The organism is Pseudomonas sp. TWI628, assembly GCF_039673865.1.
In the GTDB taxonomy this organism is placed as follows: domain Bacteria; phylum Pseudomonadota; class Gammaproteobacteria; order Pseudomonadales; family Pseudomonadaceae; genus Aquipseudomonas.
The window spans coordinates 1-469 of the sequence record NZ_JBDJMM010000074.1; the positions used below are offsets into that span (position 1 = coordinate 1).

1 pseudogene is annotated in these 469 nt (G+C 65.5%); it reads left to right on the forward strand.

The window, feature by feature from the left end:
- Positions 1-469: pseudogene (locus ABE528_RS27350) on the forward strand (electron transfer flavoprotein subunit alpha/FixB family protein); the annotation flags it as partial.

Below are 469 nucleotides of genomic sequence, written 5' to 3' on the forward strand. Positions count from 1 at the left end.
TGCCTACGCCCACGCCCTGCCGGAAAACGTCGCGCCACTGATCAAAGAGCTGGCAGCCGGCTACAGCCATGTGCTGGCCCCGGCCACCACCAACGGCAAGAACATCCTGCCACGCGTTGCCGCGCTGCTGGATGTGGACCAGATCTCCGAGATCATCTCGGTCGAGTCCGCCGACACCTTCAAGCGCCCGATCTACGCCGGTAACGCCATTGCCACCGTGCAATCGAGCGCTGCGGTGAAGGTCATCACCGTGCGTACCACCGGCTTCGACGCCGTGGCCGCCGAAGGTGGCTCGGCCGCTGTCGAAGCGGTAGCTGCTGCGCACAACGCTGGCATCTCGGCCTTCGTTGGCGAAGCGCTGGCCAAGTCCGACCGCCCAGAGCTGACCGCTGCCAAGATCGTCGTTTCCGGCGGCCGCGGCATGGGCAACGGTGACAACTTCAAGCACCTGTACAGCCTGGCCGACAAG